This window comes from Ottowia beijingensis (assembly GCF_013423955.1).
Taxonomy (GTDB): domain Bacteria; phylum Pseudomonadota; class Gammaproteobacteria; order Burkholderiales; family Burkholderiaceae_C; genus Ottowia; species Ottowia beijingensis.
Genome location: NZ_JACCKX010000001.1, coordinates 1,422,264 through 1,437,562, shown reverse-complemented (window position 1 = coordinate 1,437,562; position 15,299 = coordinate 1,422,264). Strand labels below are relative to the sequence as shown.

The window sequence follows — 15,299 nt, the reverse complement described above, 5'->3', positions numbered from 1 at the left end:
CCATGACCACCAATAAAACACCCGTCGGGGAAGTCCGCCCCAGTCAATTGCTCTGGACATACGGGCCGGGTGCGCTGATCGACCTGCCGAGCCTGTCGGTGGTGACGCTGGGCATCGACCAGTGGGAGAAGGATCGCTGCCAGCCCATCGCCGAGCCGCGCCTGCTCGCCGCTGTGCGCAAGGTGCTCGGCGCGCAGGTGGAGAACCTGCGCGTGCCGCCGTTCCAGAAGAGCGAACTCGTCGATCCGTGGTCGGCGGAAGCGAACATCGGGGTGCCCGTGCGTCCGTTTCCGCGTTGGATGCGCTGCGTGAAGTGCGGCCTGCTGTCTCCCTTTGACGCGGGGCTGTTCGAGATTAAGGAGAACCGCTTCCGTCCGGAGAGAACCCGCTTCGTCCACAAGGGATGTCGTGGCTCCAAGGGCGATCAGCCTGCGAAGGATGCCGATGCCGTTCCGGCGCGTTTCCTCTTGGCTTGCCGCGACGGCCACCTCGATGATTTCCCTTGGCATTACTTCGTCCACGGTGGCAACAGCTCGTGCAAGGGCACGCTGCGCTTCTTCGAGAGCGGGGCTTCGTTGCAGACCGAGAACCTGTGGGTAAAGTGCGATGCCTGCGGCGCATCGCGCAGCATGGCGCACGCCTTCGGCAAAGCCGGAAAGGAAAACCTGCCGAGCTGCCGAGGCAGACATCCCCACCTCGATCATTTCGACGAGGAGTGTGATGAGGAGGCGCGGGCAGTCCTGCTGGGTTCGACGAACAGCTGGTTCCCGATCACCCTTTCGGCGCTCGCCATCCCGCAGGCCAAAGACCCGCTCGGCCAACTGATTCAGGACGGATGGGAGTTCTTCGACGATCTGGATTCCGAGGTCGCCGTCGCGGTGACGGTGAAGGCGCTTAAAAAGACCGGAGCCTTGCCAGGCATCGACAAGTACCCGGCATCGGACATCTGGGCAGCCATCGAAGCGCATCGCAACAGCGGCGTCCAGGAGACGGTTGGCGAAGCTGACATCAAGGGGCCGGAGTGGGAAGTGCTGACCGCGGCAAATCCGCCCACCGACTATCCGCATTTCATGAGCAAGAAGGTCGCCACGCCGCCCGGCTTCGAGAGCCGGATCGCCAGGGTGCTGTTGCTGGAGAGGCTGCGCGAGGTCAACGCCTTGTTGGGCTTCACTCGCGTGGAAGCGCCCGAAGAATCGAGCGATCCGAACGAGCGCCCGCAGATGGCGGGCCTCTCGCGACGCAAACCGGATTGGGTGCCCGCAAATCAGGTTCACGGTGAGGGCATCTTCATCCAGTTCGATGAAGCGGCACTGCAGGCGTGGGAGGCGCAGGCTGGCGTCCAGCGCGTGGACGGGATGCTCAGGGCTGGTCATGGAGGATGGCGCAATTCGCGTCACCTCGATCCGAACGATGGCTACCCTGGCATTCGCTACGCTATGCTCCACACGCTCTCGCACCTGCTCATCCGCGAGCTGGCGCTGGAATGCGGCTACAACGCGGCGAGCATCCGCGAACGCATCTACGCCGACGTGTCGAGCGCGAACCCGCAAGCGGGCATCCTCATCTACACGGCGGCTGCCGACTCCGATGGGACGCTGGGTGGCCTCGTCGATCTCGGCAAACCGGAAAATCTCGGTCGGCTGCTGCGGCAGGCGCTGAACCGGTCGAAGATCTGTTCGTCCGACCCACTGTGCTCGGAGCACGATCCGGGCAAAGACCGCTCGTTGCACGCGGCGGCCTGCCATGCGTGCAGCCTGGTCGCCGAGACTTCGTGTGAACGGGGTAACCGTTATCTCGATCGCTCGTTGCTGGTGCAGACCCTCGATCGAGGGGATGCCGCGTTCTTCGCGGGGCTATGACATGGAAAGACTGCTGGAAGCCGTCACAGCCGTGGTCTGTCTCGTTTCGCCGGAGAAGGTTCGGGCGCTCGCAGGAGCGGTTCGGAAGATCGAGGACGCGAAGGCGAACGTCGCTCTGTCTGATGTCGTCGGCACGGCCACGGCCAAAGCCGTCGTCGAACGGCTCGTCGATGCGTGGCATGCTACTTCGGTCGGTTCCGGCGAGTTGGCGTCGATGCTGCTCGCCGCCAGCCATGCGTTCGAGAACGTGTCGAAGCACCAGTCCACCGAACTCGTGTGGACGGGGCCGACGACGCCCTTCGTTTCCGCGCGCCGTACCGAGCAGGCGCTGCTGCAAGTCATCGGCGCAGCCAAGCAGACCTTGTTCGTCACCAGCTTCGTGGCCTACGACGTCTCGACCATCGTGAAGGCGCTGAACGACGCGAGCACGCGCGGCGTGAGCATCTCGATGCTGCTCGAATCCTCGCAGGATCATGGTGGCAGCATGTCGTTCGATGTGATCGGCAGGATGCGGACGCTGGTTCCCACGGCGAAGCTCTACGCTTGGCGCGAACGGGCGGCGCAGTTCGCCGACGGGCGGGTTCACGCCAAAGTCGCAGTCGCCGATGGCAGCGTGTGCTTCATCACCAGCGCCAATCTGACCGGCCATGCGATGGAGCAGAACATGGAGGCGGGCGTGCTTCTCACGGGTGGGCAAATCCCGAAGTTGCTGCACGACCACTTGCAGGCGCTGATCGATACGAAGACGGTGTCACCGGTCTGAATGAATTGCATACGGTTCCGGCGAAATTAGAGAAATCAGAGAAATTAGTGCCGTGACAAGCACTTGCGACCGATCCGCCCCGGCGAAATCAGCGAAAAATCCCCGCACTACCCCGTCGCCAGCCGGTACACCCGCAGCGGTGCGCCCGGCGCACCATCGGCACGCTCACCCCACTGCACCGTGATCTTCGGCGGCGTGGCCGCCAGCAGGTGCCGCAGACTGGCGTCGAGCCGCGCCTTGGGTACCTTGCCCCGGGAACACTCGGCGCTGATCTGGCTGCGCGTCGCCTGCCCGCGTTCGCGCAGGAAGGCCAGCACGCGGTTCGACAGTTCCAGCACCTGCGCGAGCTTGGCTTCCTCGGCGGCGCTGACGAACACGAAGCGCACAGACGCCGTGGCGTGCCGAACCCACGCCATCGCCGCGTCGATGTGCTGGGCGTCGATGCGGGTTTGCAGGTCGGTCAACGCCATCAGCATGGCCAACCGCAGCAGCATTGGGGCGCGGCGTTCCAGCAGCGCGCCGATGACGCCATCACCGAGGTCGTCGTTCAGCTCACCCCGATAGAGCTGGGCGTAGCGCCACTGCGCCTGCGGCGACAGTTCCATCCGCAGGTGGTCGCGCTCGTCGTGCTGGTCGGCGCCGACGAAGGCTAGCACCTCCAGCGTCTTGCGCGCCAACTGCTCGACCACGGCCTGCGGCGTTTCCTTCGGGAACGGCAGCATCCTCGTGCGTTCGGCCCAGATCATCAGGAAGCGGTTGGCGAAGCCATTGGTCAGTTCGCGGGCGCTCATCAGGCTGGTCAGCTCGCCCGGCGAGATCGCCCCGCTCAGGCAGACGTGCGGATCGCTGGCGTAGAGCCGGTTCGACTTGGTGGCGGGCTTGAGATCGACGCCATCCCAACAGTCTCGCAGCGCCGCCGACAGCGTGTTGCCATCGCGCCGCCCCTGATGCAGCACGTTGGCGAACTCCGATTCGACCACCCACAGGCGCTTGTCCTCGATGGCGGGCACGTCCTGCCGACCTTGCCGGTAGCCGTCGTGGATCAGCGCCGCCAGCCCTTCGCGTGTGGACAGGCCGCCACGGTGAATCTGCGGCGCGAAGGCGTCATCCATCGCCCGCAGCGCCTGATCGATGCGCAGCACCAGCGACACCGCGTCGCCCTTGCGGCCACGGCCCTAACGCCCGATGTGCAGGCAGAACAGCCGCGTGTGGTGTCGGGTATTGCCGATGGGCAGGTACACACCGCGCCCGACCGCGCAGGACAGGTAGGCCATGAAGTTGGTGGCGATGGCGACGGCATTGGTCTCGGTTCCGTCGCTGCCCGCGCGGGCGACATCGCCGATCAGGCCGTAGAGGCAGGTCGAATCAGCGTCCGGGGCATTGCGGTGAGCGGCCACGGCTGCGCCGTCGTCGTCATCGGTGGCGTCAAGCGGTGACGTGGCATGAGATGCCGGGGTGACATCGACGATCCGGCGCATTCGTCATTTGCCGTCCAGCGCCACGGTCTGGACGATATTCTCGAACTCGGCCAACACGTCCGGTTGGCGTTGTGACAGGAAGCGGAACACGGCTTTGTTGCCGATCAGCTTGCCAAGGTAGCCACGCGCCAGCGTCAGGAGCAGCACGTCCTGACCGTAGGACTTCTCGACCAGCTTCAATTGGTTTTGGATGTTTCCCATTTCGCGCTCCATCTTTACCATCTGTTCCGCCGTGACGCCGGAGAGCTTCCGGGGTCGCTTTTCGCTAACCAGCAGATGTGGCGGCGTTGCCGCCAGCAAGGCTTCGGCATAGGCGACGGTCATGTTGTTTGCGGTCAGCATCAGTTCCACGCACTCGACCTGCCGTGTGGGCTTCATCTTGCGAAGCACCGAGCCGAGGTTGGCCGAAAAATGCTGATCCTTGAGCATCTCGACCGCCTCCGGGCAGATGCCTTCAAGCAGGCCGACCTTCTTGTGGATCTGGCTGATGTCCACGTTCAGCGCCTTCGCCAGCCGATCTTGCGTCACGCCACGCTCGACCGCGCGCCGGAGCATGTGGTGCTCCTGAATGGACGAGATGCGGTTGATCCGGTTGTTATAGGTGTAGCTTTCATCGTCAGTGGCAATCAGGCACGGCGCGTCGGTGTAGCCGAGCTGCTGCAACGCCAGCAAACGCATGTGGCCATCAAGCAGGACGTGCTGACCGGTTTTCTTGTCGGCCTTGCCCACGCTCAGGGTTCGATCAGCCCGACAGCTTCCATCGAGGCCACGATCTGCTTGAACTTCCGCGATGCCTGGAGACCTTCCGGCGGTTTTCGGGACGGCAGAATCCGATCCAGCGCCAGTGTGATCGGCTCCGGAATGAACCCCAGCGGTGGTTTGCTCATGCCGCGTGGCCTCCGCCCCAGACGCGTTCCGCCAGCTGCTTGGGCAAGGTGTCCAGCCCTTCGGCACGCAGCAGGTTGGAAAAATGCTCGTCGGCCAGCAACTGGCGCAGCGCTTCGATCACGAACAACATGCGCTGCTGCGTAAACTCAGCCTTTTGATGGTCAGTTTCTGTCGCTCGACCTCGTTCTGGTAGTTGCGCACCAGACTGGAGGTAGTGACGGCCGCTCCCTTGCGTGCGGGCCGGTGTTTCAGCGTCTTTCCGAGAGTGCTGCGCCGCTGAAGCACGCGCCGCACCTGCATCAACTGCCCACCGCGCAACTGGCCGCTTTCGTAGGCATCCTGCAAGGCGGTCTGGACGGATTCTTCGTCGCTTGCGCCCGCGATGGTGATGGCGACGTTGAGCGGAACCCTTCCGGACTCCACGGCAGCCAGCAGCCGTTCCTCACCTTCCTCAAAAGAAGCAGGATGCCCTTGATGTAGTCGAGGCTCAGGCCGGTCTTCTGGGCGATGACGCGCTTGTCGTAGCCCTGTTCGCTCAACTGCTGGATGCTCATCAGCAGTTCCAGCGCGCTGTATTTCCTGCGGGCGATGTTTTCGGTCAGGCTCATCATGAAGGCGTCCTCATCGTTGACCGCAAGGACCAGCGCCGGGATTTCCTTCTCGCCAAGCGACTTGAACGCCTTGAGCCTGCCTTCGCCGCAGATCAGCAGGAAGCGTTTCCCGTCCTCCAGATCGTCACGCTGCGTGACCGTGACGGGCTTTTTCAGGCCAAGGCTTTTGATGTTGCCGACGATCTCCTCAAACACACGGCCATTGCGGTCGCGTGGGTTGAGCACGGCGATCTGATCGACCGGGATCATTTGCAGGTCAGTGGCGTGGTGCTTCTTCGTCATGCGACTCTCCTCAAGCGGCTGCGCTCGGCCATGCTGTAGAGATAGTCCAGGCTGTCGAAGCGGTAGCTCTCGAATTCAAGTCCGTTGTGATCGGCCAGATGGATGCCCGACTGGCCGAAGTCCAGATGCGGCAGCAGGTAGTAGTCCAGCGGTGCCTGGTTCGTTTCGTCGAGCCGGACGGCGACGGTGATGTCCGGCGTCAGGCTGGTGTCGAAGCGCACTTTCCACCGCCTGCGTCCGTTGTCTTGCAACTGGCAGCGCGAGAGCACGAGCGAAACGGTGAATTCGCGGTTGACAGTGAGCAGGTCGCTCGCCGGATCGGGCACGACCGCGCCGCCGACCTCGGCGATCATCCGCTCGGTCTCGCCGACGATCTCCGGGTGCAGGCGGCGCAGAAACTGGTTGACCTCCAGATACTGGTAGTCCCGATCCGGCGTGAACCCGACCGTCTGGTAAGCACGAATGAGACTTCCGAAGCGATGCGCGTAGGCCGCCGAAGACGGCATGCCTTCCGCTTCGTCGATGATCAGGCCGGAGAGGTAACCGTGCTGCTGGAACAGCCGCCGCAGCTTCTCGATCAATTCCTCGTTGCTGAAGCGATATGCCCGTGCGCGCAGGATGCCCTGCGCGGTGTAAAACAGGTCGGGCGGCACGATGCCCTCGAACGCGCCTTCTTTCTTGATCCACATCTCCGGCTGGTTCACGACCCGCACCTTCTTGAGCTTGAAGGAGCGCCGGTTGTAGACGTTGTTGCCGATGTACTTTTCGTTGGAGAGGACTTCCCGCACCGTGGCCCGCGTCCAGTCGCGCCCGAGGTCGGTCTGGATGCCCTTGGCGTTGAGCCGTTCGGCGATCTCCGACTCGAACAGCGCGTCCTCGACGAACCAGCGATAGATCTGGTTCACGACGGCGACCTCGGCATCCGGGCCTGGCTGCAAGATCACGCGGTCGGTTTGCAGGCTCTTGTGCTCGCCGCGCGAAAGCTCGCCTTTCACCGAACCGGACTGGTCGATCAGCACGCGACGCAGGCCGTAGCCCGCTGGCCCGCCTTGGCGGAATCCCAACTCGATCAGGCGGCACTGGCCCGCAAACACCTTCGCCGACAGCTCGCGGCTGTATTCGCCCGCCATCGCGCGCTTGACGCCCTTGACGATGGTGGACACGGGCGAGCCGTCGTTCTCGAACTGCTCGGCGCAGTAGGCGACCTGAATCCCGGCGCGGCGACAGATGTATTCGTAGTACGCACTTTCATCCGCGTCCTGAAACCGGCCCCAGCGGCTGACGTCATAGACGAGGATGATCTGGAAGTCAGCTTTGCCCGCCTGCACGTCGGCGATCAGTTGCTGGAGCGCCTGCCTGCCGTCGATGCGCAGTCCGCTCTTGCCCTCGTCGGCGTAGGTGCGAACGATCTCGATGTTGCGCCGGGCGGCGTACTCGCGGATTTTGTCGCCCTGGTTCTCCGTCGAGTATTGCTGGTGCTCGGTGGACATGCGCACGTACTGCGCAGCGCGGTACGTGGGGCCAGAGCCTGTCGGGCTTGGAGAAGGTTCGTTCGCTTGCATAGACCCAGTCACTTCGATGGTTGACGTTGCGGGTCTGCCGCTCCTCATTGGCTGCGTTGCCGCTCCGTGAAGATCACGAGAACGGTCGCGCAGACGGTTGGAATCGTTGCCATGCAGGATGTTCGAGAACCCGTTTGGAGGCGAAGTTACGGGGAGATCGCCGAGGCGTCGATCACGTCCTCTCTTGACACGTCCATCTTGCGCGGACACGTCACGGCCACCGGCGTGATCTCGACGACCCACGAAGCGCCGCTTTCCTCGGAAACGCCGGGTGGCGTGTGATGCGGTAGAGGCCCGGCGGCAGGTCGCACACGTCCATCGTTGCAAGATCGTCGTTTCGGGCCTGATCGCGCGACCGCTGCTGCTCACGGTTGCGCTGTGCGTAGTCGGGCTGGGCGTCGCGGTAGCTGCGCCAGTAGTCTGGGTTGCGCTGCGACCACGTCTGCTGCGCGGCGCGCTGGTTATCCCGGTAGTCGGGATCGGACTGGAGCTTGGCCCGCTGCCACTGGCGCTTGCGGGCGCGCTGGCAGTCGGGCGCGGAGCAGTAGGCTTGGTCGGGAACTTGCGGGCGGGGTGACAAAGGCTTGCCACAGCAGGCGCAGCGTCGGGACATCGTCGGGATCTCCATGCAAAATCCGCATGGAAGCCGCGACCGAATCATCGCAGCCGGGCGATTACTCACACTCGATCAAGTGGATCGTCGCCTTGCCGTAGATGCAGGGTGTGGGTAGGATTCGCGCAATGGCCCCACCGGAGATCGCATCTCCGGCCCAACGCCTCTTTTCACGGAGGCGTTTTCCTTTGCCCCGCCGAGGTGAGCAGCCTCGGCCCGACGCCTCCCGTGTGGAGGCGTTTCTATTTGCGCGATCACTCGTGGGCGACCACTTCCATATAGGGGCGCATCACGTTGGCGACCCGGCAAACCTGGGCGTAGCGCCACAGGTCGTCCGCCGAGGCCTTGCGCGCGCGCCAAACATCCTTCAGCGCCTCCATCGCCACATCCAGACCGATCTTGTTGCGGTGCTTGAAGCAGTCAACGACCGTCTTGGCCGCGCTGTAGACCCGCAGCGTCGCGCCGTCGCACGAGTGTTCCTCGATGCCCGCCGTGTGCGCGTCGCCCGTCATCTGCACCATCCGGATCGGCGGCCAGTCCATGCGGGGCGCGTGGCTGCCGCGCGGCATGGCGATCCAGGTCTGGTGCGGCAGTTGCGTGGTCAGCCCGTGGAATTGCAGTGCCGTCAGCAGGCAGAACACGGCTTGCGGCACCTTGGCTGCCACCACCGCGAGGCCTTCGTGCTCCGAGACTGGATGGTTGGGTGGGCGGTAGAGGCCGCGTCCAACCCGATCCAGCAGACCGGCGGCGGTGAGGCGCGTCAGGACAACCCGTGGAGCACCGATGGCGTCCAGATCGACGGCGCGCAGCAACCCTTGCTGGCGTGCCAGATCGAGGACGCGCTGGGTGTGGGTGTCGGCGGGCATGATCGGCAGATGTTCCGTTCATTCTTTCAATATAACATTTGGGAGATAAAATGGAACATCAAGTCGTCGCTGACCCGATTGCTTCGAAATTGTGTCGCCAGCGCCGACACAATTTTCACCGGTCACTCGGCGAGTGGCGAATCTCCAGCCGGTGGTTGGAGAATTGCCTGCCTTCGACACGTGCCACCGGGTGGTTGCACAGGTCGACCGGCTTCTATGCCATTTGCGTTTCAGGCCGAGGCCGCCGCCGTTCTTTGGGTCACCCGATGCGGAGATTGGCGGCGTCATTCACCGCATTAGACGCGGTGAATGACTTGCGGATGCGGAGAATTGGGTGTTTAATCTCCGCATGAACTACGGAGAAAGGCGCTACATCTGGCAGGCCGACGACTGGCCGAGCTGGCGCTACGACCTGTCCGCGCTGACGCTGTCGTTGACCGAGGTCAGTCGCGCCCAAGGCCTGCTGCTGGGCCGTCTGGCCGACGTGGGGTTGGCGCTGCGCGATCAGGCCAGTCTCGCCGCACTGACCGAGGACGTAGTCAAGACCAGTGAGATCGAAGGCGAAGTGCTCAGCGTCGAATCCGTGCGCTCGTCCATCGCCCGCCGTCTGGGTGTGGACATCGGCGCGGTCGCGCCGGTGGATCGGCACGTCGAAGGCGTGGTCGAGATGGTGCTCGATGCCACTTCCCATGCCGCTGTCCCGTTGACCGCCGAACGGCTGTTTGGTTGGCACGCGGCTTTGTTCCCGACCGGCTACTCCGGCATGAACAGAATCGCCATCGGCCAGTGGCGTGATGATGCCGACGGGCCGATGCAGGTGGTGTCCGGCCCGGTGGGGCGACGCAAGGTTCACTTCCAGGCCCCGCCCGCCGAGGCGCTGCCCGCCGAGACGGCGAAGTTCCTCGCATGGGCGAACGAAGAATCCGGCGAGCCTGCGCTCGTGAAAGCAGGCCTCGCACATTTGTGGTTCGTGACGCTGCACCCGTTCGACGACGGCAACGGGCGCATCGCCCGCGCCGTGGGTGATCTGTTTCTCGCCCGCGCCGATGGCAGTCCGCAACGCTTCTACAGCCTGTCGGCGCAAATCCAGCGCGAGCGCAAGGACTATTACGACGTGCTGGAGCGCACGCAGAAAGGCACACTCGATGTGACGGGCTGGTTGTCGTGGTTCCTCGGCACCCTCGGGCGCGCCGTCACGAGCGCGCAAGGCACGCTGGACGGCGTGCTGGTCAAGGCGCGCTTCTGGCAACGCTGGGCAGGCACGCCGCTGAACGAACGGCAGGTGAAACTGCTGAACCGCCTGCTCGACGGCTTCGAGGGCAAGCTCACCAGCAGCAAGTGGGCGACCATCGCCAAGTGTTCGCCGGACACCGCGCTGCGCGACATCACGCAACTGCTGGAACTTGGCGTGCTGAAGAAGTCACCCGGCGGCGGGCGCAGCACCGGCTACGAGCTGGCAGGCCAGTAGGCCGGTGGCGCGGATGCGGCGGTCAGACGGGCAGCGATGCCAAGGCCTGCTGCAACGATCTGCGCTGCTCGCCCGGATCAATTTTTGCGTGGATACCCTGATCCTCCGCGTCTTGCGACCAGCGTTTGGCCCATGCTATGACTTCTTCGTAGTCGAAGCGGATGAGTTTCTCAACCCGACGATGCGGGATGCCCAACGCCTCACGCACCTGTTTTTGCGTGAAGACGTACAGAGGCAACGCCGTCACATAAGAAATCTCGCGTGCATCCATCAGCTTCGATCCATCCGGAAAGACGACGTCGGTCGCTCTTGCCCAAGTTGCCGAGTGGAGAGCTCGGGACTCGAAATCGAAGACTTCGTCGATGGGATACACGACACGCTTGGACATCTTCATGTATCTGGGGCCACGTCCTTCGCTGCGCCAGCGTTGAAGGGTCTTGGGACTGAGGTTCCAGCGCGCGGCCAGCTCGGTTTCGTTCATCATCATCTTCTGCATGGTTGACTCCGTCAGTGGTTGAAGGCAACGCATTCAGGCGTGACGTCGGCCATGAAGCCAAGGCCTCGGCGGGCCTTACATGCAGTTTCAGCGCAATGCGAACATCAGCGGTTCACGCATATGTCCCCGATCCAGCCTGCTGATGCCCACTTCTATGGGGACGTATCGGCATGCGTGGAGATACCCGGTTCCATTTGCTGTTAAAATACACCACCATCACACTGTTTTGGGTAGTCCAGTAGCGTCTATCTTAAACACTAAGCCCTAGGTGAATCAAGCACTTAGGGCTTTTTTTCGTCCATACCCGTCCCCACACGGCCAGCGACAGCCGGCCCCTTGAAGGGGTAAGAAACACGGGAAAAGGTGGATTACCCGGTCGGTGGGGTAATTTTTACCCGCACCTACTGCACCAACAGGTGGGACAACTTGTCCCAGCTGTTGGGTATGGCCCTCTCGCGTCTGGGCGGGCCTCCCACGCGCGCGCGGGGATCACGCCACCCGCTTGCACAGCAGCTCAACTTCCCGGTTGGCGCTCTTGGTGTTGATGACGGTGGCAATGCTGTAGGTGTCGCTGCCGTGCTTAATCCGCATGGATGCCAGCACGCCCGGTCGATACCGCAGCTTCACCAGCACGTCCGTGATGTTCGCCACAGCGTCAGCGCGAATCACTTCCCGGCCCCGTAGCGGCTCTACAGCCGCCCAGGCATCAAACACCGGCATCCAATCCTCGAAGGGCTGGCCAGCCTCGTCCTGGCCCTCCACACGCTGTTCCAGCGTCACCCGTTGATCGAGCGTGCCGGCTCTCATACCGACAGGCTCCGGTACGGCGCCAGCAGGCGGGCGAAAGTCGGGTTGTCGTACAGACTGCGATCCGTGACGGCTTCGCGGTTCTCGTACAGATCGGCCACGCGCAACAGAATGGCCGCTTCCACTGGTGCCGGTGGCGCCAGCAGTTCCATATCCTCGTGCGCCATGTCCAGGTAATCCGCTACGGAATACGTAGCAGCTTGAATCATGGATTGGATCAGCGCATCTTCATCGGTGTGCTCGACGCGAAGATGGGCTTTGGCTTGTTCAAGTGTCGGCATGGTTCATCCTCATGAATAGGTGCCGGTCGCGCGTGGGAGAAAGGACGATGTGTCCGCAGACACAAAGGCCACGCCACCGGCTGACGGGGTTGCTGGCTGTGCGGTACTGGCCGTCTGATCCGCATCCGGGGCATTGCCTTGCGGCCCCTCCCGGCAAGGGAATAGGTGGGAAGGGCTGATGGCAGACGCGCCGGCCCTTCCCGGTGCGAGCGGTGCCAGACGCGGCGGCTCACACAAAACAAAATTCACTCGCTGCATGGCCTTGTTCTTCCCCAGCGGCGACGGCAACACCTATCGCCATCGCAAGGGCTTGCATGCCGTCGATTCGTCCGGTCGCACGCGACTTGTCCAGCTTGCGGTTGCCCGTCATGACCGTCGTCTAGACTTGTTCCCCACAGGTTTCAACTCAAGGAGATGCTTCATGACTTATCCCGATCTGGCACAGAAGGTGGTTCTGATTACCGGGGGCGCGCGGCCTGGGTGCGGCGGCGGCGAAGGCGTTTCTGGCCGAGGGCTGCAAGGTGGCGATCGTGGATATCTCGGGCGAGACGCTGGCGCAGACGGCGGCCGAGCTGGGCGCCGGGGCGGACCGCTTGATCACGGTCACCGCCGATGTGTCCAAGGAGGAAGATGTCCAGCGTTACGTGGCTGAAACGGTCGCGGCCTTCGGCACCGTCGATGTGTTCTTCAACAATGCGGGCATCGAAGGCAAGGTGGCGCCCATCGTCGATCAGAAGACCGAGGACTTCGACCGCGTGATGGCCATCAACGTGCGGGGCTGCTGGCTGGGCCTGAAGCATGTGCTGCCGCTGATGTATGCGAAGAAGTCCGGCAGCGTGATCAATACGTCGTCGATCGGCGGCTTGGTGGCGGGGCCGATGCCGGTGTCGCCCTACGTCACGTCGAAGTTCGCCATTCACGGCATGACCCGCGTGGTGGCCAACGAAGCGGCGGCGTATCAGGTGCGGGTCAACTCGGTGCACCCGTCGCCGGTCAATACGCAGATGATGCGTTCGCTGGAGCAGGGCGCCGGGGCGTCACAGGAGGCCATCGCCAGCGCCATCCCCCTGGGCCGGTATGCCGAGAGCGAGGACATCGCCAACATGGTGCTGTTCCTGGCCAGCGAGAAGTCCAGCTTCGTGACGGGCTCGCAGTTCCGCGTCGATGGCGGCATGCTGAGCTGAAAGGGGCGCCCCCGCCGACAAGGGCGCAGCGCACGGTTTCGCGTGCTCGCGGGTCGGCGCCAGCCGTTTCCAGGTTCAACCCAGCAGCCAGCCCGCCACGCCAGTGGCCAGCACCACCCCCAGGGCGGCAGCTTCCAGGCCATCAGGGCGACCAGGGCGGTGAGGGCAAGGGCAAAGTCTTTCGGGGTGTGGATGGCGGCGGTCCACACCGGGTCGTACAGCGCGGCGAGCAGCAGGCCGACGACCGCGGCGTTGACGCCGGCCAGGGCGGCCTGGGCAGGCGCGTGTTGCCGCAGGCGCTCCCAGAACGGTAGCGCGCCCGCCACCAGCAGGAACGAGGGCAGGAAGATGGCCGCCAGGCACAGCAGGCCGCCGGCCCAGCCGTTGGGCGCGGTGGTCATGGCGGCACCCAGGAAGGCGGCGAAGGTGAACAGCGGGCCGGGCACGGCCTGCGCGGCGCCGTAGCCGGCCAGAAAGCTGTCGTGGCCGACCCAGCCGGGCGGCACCACCTCGGCCTGCAGCAGGGGCAGCACGACGTGGCCGCCGCCGAACACCAGGGCGCCGGCGCGGTAGAAGGCGTCCAGCAAGGCCAGCGGCTGGCTGGGCACGGCGGCGGCCAGCAGCGGCAGGCCGATCAGCAGGGCGAAGAACAGCGCCAGCCAGGCGCTGCCGGCGCGGCGCGTGATGGCGGTGGGCATGGCTTGCTCGGGCGCGGCGGGCGCGGGCCGCAGCAGCGCCATGCCGGCCAGCGCGGCCACGCCGATGATGCCGACCTGCACCCAGGCGCCGGGCAGCAGCAGCGCGGCGCAGGCGGCGGCGGCCATGAAGGTGATGCGCGGCACGTCGGGGCACAGGCTGCGGCCCATGCCCCACAGCGCCTGCGCCACCACGGCCACGGCAACCACCTTGAGGCCGTGCAGCGCGCCGGCGGGCAGCAGCTGGCCCTGGCTGCTCAGGCCCAGCGCGAACAGGATCAGCAGCGCGGCCGACGGCAGCGTGAAGCCGGCCCAGGCGGCCAGCGCGCCACCATAGCCGGCGCGCGACAGGCCCAGCGCCATACCCACCTGGCTGCTGGCCGGGCCGGGCAGAAACTGGCACAGCGCGACGAGGTCGGCGTAGCTGCGCTCGCTCAGCCAGCGGCGGCGGGCGACGAACTCGTGGCGGAAGTAGCCCAGGTGGGCGACGGGGCCGCCGAACGAGGTCAGGCCAAGGCGCAGAAAGATCAGAAACACAGCCCAGGGGCTGCGGTCGGGTTCGGGGGCATGGGCGCGGCGGGCGGGGCGGAAGACGATGGCGGCCCATGCTAGCCGACGCGGGTGACAGGACACGCTGCCGGGCGTTGAACAACAGGGATGACGGCGGCGGAATGCATTCCAGGCGCCGCGATGGCAGCGGGTGCGCTGGAATGGCGCTGGCCCGCATCACCGAGGTCGTGTCGTCATGCCGCGCGGAGGCCAAGTCCTTGCGGCGTACCGTTTCTATTGACAACTCCGTCATACATGACACGCTGCCGGCCCTCACCCCAGCCCTCTCCCAGAGGGAGAGGGCGCTTTCTTTGGCGCAGCATGCGCTGTCATGCTTTTCTGACTATCAAGAAGTCTCAGATGACTCAAGGACCTCATCCGCTGTGGGAGCGGGCTTGCCCGCGATCAAGCGTTCGTGGCGACGAGGCGCCTCATCGCGGGCAAGCCCGCTCCCACAACACGGTCTGAGACTTCTTGATAGTCAAGCATGCTGTTGGAAAACGTCAATGAGCGTTGGTGTTTGATGGATGACGCCATGACTGCGCCGCTGCGCGGCGTGATGACGAAATGACACCAGTGATGCGCGGAGTGCCTGGCACTTGGCTGGCGTCATGGCGGCGCAGCCGCCGTCATCGAAGCGCAGCGAGGTCATTTCGTCATCGCATCGCGCGCGAGCAACTGTCTTTGGGAGCGCGAAGCAGTATCCGCCATCGGCCACCACGGTCTGGTGTGCCCAACGGCACGGGGGCGCAGGTTGAAAGCAAGGGGGACTTCCCAAATTTTTAGGTGGTCAAATGACATTCCAGCGCCCATTTGCCGGGCGCGAGCAGCTTCTGTTATTGAACTGCAATACAGCGCCAAATCGTTATCGCTTGATTTGACGCTCTTCAGCGCCTT

14 protein-coding genes and 3 pseudogenes are annotated in these 15,299 nt (G+C 64.3%); 4 read left to right on the top strand and 13 right to left on the bottom strand.

What is annotated here, in order from left to right; all coding sequences use genetic code 11:
• The first annotated feature begins 2 nt into the window (after positions 1-2).
• Both drmB and drmC read left to right on the top strand, forming a co-directional pair.
• The gene (gene drmB / locus H0I39_RS07210) at positions 3-1,859 is read left to right on the top strand and encodes an MrfA Zn-binding domain-containing protein (protein WP_180550057.1); all 1,857 of its coding nucleotides are present in this window, start codon (positions 3-5) and stop codon (positions 1,857-1,859) included.
• Positions 1,834-2,622, top strand: a complete 789-nt coding sequence (gene drmC / locus H0I39_RS07205; RefSeq protein ID WP_257645667.1) for a DISARM system phospholipase D-like protein DrmC — start codon at positions 1,834-1,836, stop codon at positions 2,620-2,622. Before drmB ends, drmC begins: the two co-directional genes overlap by 26 nt.
• Positions 2,623-2,729: 107 nt before the next feature.
• Here the strand turns inward: drmC and H0I39_RS07200 are convergent, their stop codons facing one another.
• From H0I39_RS07200 to H0I39_RS07175, 7 genes and pseudogenes are all read right to left on the bottom strand, one after another.
• Positions 2,730-3,773: a YfjI family protein gene (locus tag H0I39_RS07200; protein ID WP_257645666.1), complete on the bottom strand. Its 1,044-nt coding sequence runs from the start codon at positions 3,771-3,773 to the stop codon at positions 2,730-2,732.
• 24 nt (positions 3,774-3,797) lie between these two features.
• The gene (locus H0I39_RS21820) at positions 3,798-4,100 is read right to left on the bottom strand and encodes a hypothetical protein (protein WP_257645665.1); all 303 of its coding nucleotides are present in this window, start codon (positions 4,098-4,100) and stop codon (positions 3,798-3,800) included.
• A gap of 3 nt (positions 4,101-4,103) precedes the next feature.
• Positions 4,104-4,987: pseudogene (locus tag H0I39_RS07195) on the bottom strand (plasmid partitioning protein RepB C-terminal domain-containing protein).
• Positions 4,984-5,881 (bottom strand): annotated as a pseudogene (locus H0I39_RS07190) (plasmid partitioning protein RepB C-terminal domain-containing protein). The pseudogenes H0I39_RS07195 and H0I39_RS07190 overlap by 4 nt, the downstream one beginning before the upstream one ends.
• Positions 5,878-7,443 carry a recombinase family protein gene (locus tag H0I39_RS07185; RefSeq protein WP_180550056.1) on the bottom strand — a complete coding sequence of 522 codons (1,566 nt, stop codon included), beginning with the start codon at positions 7,441-7,443 and terminating at the stop codon, positions 5,878-5,880. Before H0I39_RS07185 ends, H0I39_RS07190 begins: the two are co-directional and overlap by 4 nt.
• A 211-nt stretch (positions 7,444-7,654) precedes the next feature.
• A complete protein-coding gene (locus H0I39_RS07180) occupies positions 7,655-8,056 on the bottom strand; it encodes a hypothetical protein (protein ID WP_257645664.1) in 402 nt (133 codons plus the stop codon).
• A gap of 254 nt (positions 8,057-8,310) precedes the next feature.
• Complete coding sequence (locus tag H0I39_RS07175) at positions 8,311-8,922, bottom strand: type IV toxin-antitoxin system AbiEi family antitoxin domain-containing protein (RefSeq protein ID WP_180550055.1); 612 nt, start codon at positions 8,920-8,922, stop codon at positions 8,311-8,313.
• Positions 8,923-9,271: 349 nt separating this feature from the next.
• Here H0I39_RS07175 and H0I39_RS07170 point away from each other — a divergent pair, with 349 nt between their 5' ends.
• Positions 9,272-10,390 carry a Fic family protein gene (locus H0I39_RS07170; protein WP_180550054.1) on the top strand — a complete coding sequence of 373 codons (1,119 nt, stop codon included), beginning with the start codon at positions 9,272-9,274 and terminating at the stop codon, positions 10,388-10,390.
• 22 nt (positions 10,391-10,412) lie between these two features.
• On the opposite strand, the gene H0I39_RS07165 is transcribed toward H0I39_RS07170, so the two are convergent.
• The 4 genes from H0I39_RS07165 to H0I39_RS07150 form a co-directional block, all read right to left on the bottom strand.
• Positions 10,413-10,886, bottom strand: coding sequence for a helix-turn-helix transcriptional regulator (locus H0I39_RS07165; RefSeq protein WP_180550053.1), 474 nt, complete (start codon positions 10,884-10,886; stop codon positions 10,413-10,415).
• A gap of 489 nt (positions 10,887-11,375) precedes the next feature.
• Positions 11,376-11,693 carry a phage head closure protein gene (locus H0I39_RS07160; protein WP_180550052.1) on the bottom strand — a complete coding sequence of 106 codons (318 nt, stop codon included), beginning with the start codon at positions 11,691-11,693 and terminating at the stop codon, positions 11,376-11,378.
• Positions 11,690-11,974, bottom strand: a complete 285-nt coding sequence (locus H0I39_RS07155) for a head-tail connector protein (protein ID WP_180550051.1) — start codon at positions 11,972-11,974, stop codon at positions 11,690-11,692. Before H0I39_RS07155 ends, H0I39_RS07160 begins: the two co-directional genes overlap by 4 nt.
• Before the next feature lie 229 nt (positions 11,975-12,203).
• Complete coding sequence (locus tag H0I39_RS07150; RefSeq protein ID WP_180549129.1) at positions 12,204-12,344, bottom strand: hypothetical protein; 141 nt, start codon at positions 12,342-12,344, stop codon at positions 12,204-12,206.
• Positions 12,345-12,450: 106 nt separating this feature from the next.
• Between H0I39_RS07150 and H0I39_RS07145 the strand changes: the two genes are divergently transcribed.
• Complete coding sequence (locus tag H0I39_RS07145; protein WP_257646036.1) at positions 12,451-13,158, top strand: SDR family NAD(P)-dependent oxidoreductase; 708 nt, start codon at positions 12,451-12,453, stop codon at positions 13,156-13,158.
• 75 nt (positions 13,159-13,233) lie between these two features.
• Here the strand turns inward: H0I39_RS07145 and chrA are convergent.
• Positions 13,234-14,450: pseudogene (gene chrA, locus H0I39_RS07140) on the bottom strand (chromate efflux transporter).
• A 433-nt stretch (positions 14,451-14,883) separates the two neighbouring features.
• Positions 14,884-15,054: a hypothetical protein gene (locus tag H0I39_RS07135; RefSeq protein WP_180550050.1), complete on the bottom strand. Its 171-nt coding sequence runs from the start codon at positions 15,052-15,054 to the stop codon at positions 14,884-14,886.
• Positions 15,055-15,299 lie beyond the last annotated feature (245 nt).